Origin of the sequence: Paractinoplanes rhizophilus, from assembly GCF_042664765.1 — a bacterium.
Taxonomy (GTDB): Bacteria; Actinomycetota; Actinomycetes; order Mycobacteriales; family Micromonosporaceae; genus Actinoplanes; species Actinoplanes rhizophilus.
The window spans coordinates 1-2,791 of sequence record NZ_JBHTBJ010000095.1; the positions used below are offsets into that span (position 1 = coordinate 1).

Genomic DNA, 2,791 nt, shown 5'->3' on the forward strand with positions numbered 1-2,791 from the left:
GGCATGGATCAACAAACCCGACAACAACCCACCCGACCAGGTCACCACCCCAGCCGCGACCATCCACCCCGCAGCAGAAAGCTAAGAAAAATCAAGAAATTGTCTCATTTGACTTGACAGGTTCCGGCTCAGCGGTCAGGCCGAAGCCGTGCAGTTGTTGAAGCCCCATCAGGGTGATCGGATCGTCGATGGCGTCGGGCGGGTCCTCGACCCACGGGCGGACACGTTCGAAGGTTTCCTCGCGGCTGCACTGGCCGTCGAGCAGATCACGCCACCATGCTGTGACCTCCTGGCGCGAGGGTGCTGCCACCGGCTTGTGCGCCGACCCGTCCTGCGGATCCCAGAGGGTCAGGCCGTGTTCGGTCGCCAACTCCGTGATAAATGTGATCGCTGGGGTGCTGCGTTCGCTGAAGCTCAGACACATGAACACGTGGTCGATGCCGACATCCAGTGGCATCGACATCCACGGGCAGTCATCCGAGTCCCAATAAGGTGGATAGTCCGGGAACCGTGCCCGCAGCCGCTCATAGAAGCCGACGATCCGATCGTCGAGCTCACCTTCGATATGGGCGGAGGATCGGCAACGATCGGCCATCGCGGCGACCTCGGAAACGTCGGCCCACCCGTCGATCGCCAAAACGGCAAGGTCAAAACTCAACCGGATCGTCTCCCGCCCGCGGTTACATGATCAACGGATCCAACCGTACGACTCCGTGGTGCCGGTGGCGATGGACGTTGCTGCTCATCCCTTCGACCGGCCCGGCTTCGGTGGGGGCAATGGCGATGCGCGCTGCCACTCGCGGGAAACCCGGCATGTCGAGCGCGACTGCCGCGGCCCGGCGTTGAACGGTGTTGTCGGTCTGGGCCAGCTTCTCGTTGACCGCGGCGAGGCTGACGCGCAGTCCTTCGGCCTCGCCGAGCCAGGCTTCGCGTTCCGCCTCGGCGATGCCGGGCGGTGAGGTTGTCGCGGATCTCGATCAGGCGTTCCCCCTGGCCGGGATCGACCCGCAGGAGTGGGCAGCGGACGCAGCTGTGTTCGTGGATGCAGGTGGTGCCATAGGCGCGTCCGTAGTCGCCGAGAGCGAGCCGGCGGCGTTCGAAGTGGCCGAGGAACTCATCCCATTCCGCGGCGATGGGCTGCCGGTATTCCTCGCAGGGTCGCAGGTCACGCCGCCGGGCGATGAAGGCTCAACCTGCTGCCGCTGGTGCGCGTCGGCATGCACCACGCCCAGGCGAAGGTGCGAAGCACCGAGCAGGAAGACCCCAAGGGCGGAGCGGATGTGCCCAGGCCGGGTGCGCCCGAACGGTGTTACGTGGGGGTCTGGGGGCTCGGCCCCCAGGTCGGCATGCACCACGCCCAGGCGAAGGTGCGAAGCACCGAGCAGGAAGACCCCAAGTGGTGCCCCCGGCTGGAGATGGCCCTGCGCTTCCAAGGCGCCTCGACGATGCGCTTGAACTGGAATTTCCTTTGGCTGACCTCGGCGATTGTCCTGCTTACGGTGCGCAGGTTGGTGCCTCGGTCAGTCGACATGGTGCCCGCCGAGCTACGTGGTCATGGAGGGGTCACCGCACACGGGGCGCTGGGCGGTTGATCGTACGGCTGCCCGGTGCGGGGGCGGCCGATACACTGACTCGATCACCCGGGAGGGTCCTCATGGCCGCTTACTCGCTGCCTGACATGTCCTACGACTACGGCGCGCTCGAACCCGCCATGTCCGGGCAGATCCTTGAGCTGCACCACAACAGCAAGCACCACGCCGCGTACGTCAAGGGCAGCGACGACACCCTCGACCAGCTCGCCGAGGCCCGCGACAAGGGCGACTACCACACCCTGGTCGGCCTGGAGAAGACCCGGCGTTCAACCTCTCCGGGCACGTGCTGCACTCGATCTTCTGGAACACCCTGCGCCCCGGCAGCAGCGCCGACCGGCCCGAGGGCGAACTCGCCGCGGCCATCGACGAGCACCTCGGCTCGTTCGAGGCGTTTGCCGCCCAGTTGTCCACCGCCACCAAGGGTGTGCAGGGCTCCGGCTGGGGCGTGCTCGCCTGGGAACCCCTCTCGCAGCGCCTGCTCGTCGAGCAGGTCTACGACCATAACGGCAACGTCGGGCAGGGCTCCACGCCGATCCTGGTCTTCGACGCCTGGGAGCACGCCTACTACCTGCAGTACAAGAACGTGCGCCCGGACTACGTCGACCAACTCTGGAAACTGGTGAACTGGGCTGACGTGACCTGCCGGTTCGACGCCGCTCGTGCCGCCGGGAACCCGATCCTCATCGCGCCATGACCAGCGCCGACCCAGGGGCGGCGTTCCTGGCCGCGCAGCAGGCGGCCGGAGTGATCGCGGCCAAGCACCGCGGTGACTTCGCCGGTGCTGAGCAACTGCTGGGAGCGATCGGCGACGAGGCCACCCGTTCCCGCTCCTGCGCCGTCCGAGGAGGATGTTAATGAGTCATGCTGCGGAAACTCGCCGCTTGACCACGGCATTTGCTCGGAATGTACTGCACAGTTTGGCGCCTGTGCCGTAGTGGCTTGACCGAGATATCGACGGCCGCGCAGCGGCCCGCGCGAAGCGCTGGGCGGCTTCTGGGGTGGCGAGCAGGGCGAGGATCGCGACGGGGCGGGCCCAGTGGGGCCTCGCGCAGGCTGCGTGGTCGGTGCAGGGGTGATCCGCCCCGGAAATTCCGGACATACCGCTAGTGGTCTGAATTAGGCCGCCCGCTGCCCGTTCAGGTACTCGCTGTAGACCTCGTTAGGAGTCTTGTAGCCGAGACCCGAGTGGAGACGTTGGG

The 2,791-nt window shown here is 66.4% G+C and carries 5 protein-coding genes and 1 pseudogene; 5 read left to right on the plus strand and 1 reads right to left on the minus strand.

Features of this window, described 5'->3' with window-relative positions:
- Nucleotides 1-91: 91 nt before the first annotated feature.
- On the minus strand, nt 92-658 hold the full coding sequence (locus ACFQS1_RS40280; RefSeq protein WP_378978311.1) for a hypothetical protein: 567 nt from the start codon (nt 656-658) through the stop codon (nt 92-94).
- A 55-nt stretch (nt 659-713) separates the two neighbouring features.
- Between ACFQS1_RS40280 and ACFQS1_RS40285 the strand changes: the two genes are divergently transcribed.
- The 5 genes and pseudogenes from ACFQS1_RS40285 (at nt 714) to ACFQS1_RS40305 (ending at nt 2,447) form a co-directional block, all read left to right on the plus strand.
- Complete coding sequence (locus ACFQS1_RS40285; protein WP_378978313.1) at nt 714-959, plus strand: hypothetical protein; 246 nt, start codon at nt 714-716, stop codon at nt 957-959.
- A 246-nt stretch (nt 960-1,205) separates the two neighbouring features.
- Nucleotides 1,206-1,592, plus strand: coding sequence for a hypothetical protein (locus ACFQS1_RS40290; protein WP_378978315.1), 387 nt, complete (start codon nt 1,206-1,208; stop codon nt 1,590-1,592).
- 119 nt (nt 1,593-1,711) lie between these two features.
- A pseudogene (locus ACFQS1_RS40295) lies at nt 1,712-1,771 on the plus strand (hypothetical protein); the annotation flags it as partial.
- Nucleotides 1,772-1,875: 104 nt separating this feature from the next.
- Nucleotides 1,876-2,286 carry a superoxide dismutase gene (locus tag ACFQS1_RS40300; RefSeq protein ID WP_378978317.1) on the plus strand — a complete coding sequence of 137 codons (411 nt, stop codon included), beginning with the start codon at nt 1,876-1,878 and terminating at the stop codon, nt 2,284-2,286.
- Entirely contained in the window at nt 2,283-2,447 is a 165-nt protein-coding gene (locus tag ACFQS1_RS40305; RefSeq protein WP_378978319.1) for a hypothetical protein, read from the plus strand. Before ACFQS1_RS40300 ends, ACFQS1_RS40305 begins: the two co-directional genes overlap by 4 nt.
- Nucleotides 2,448-2,791: the final 344 nt, after the last annotated feature.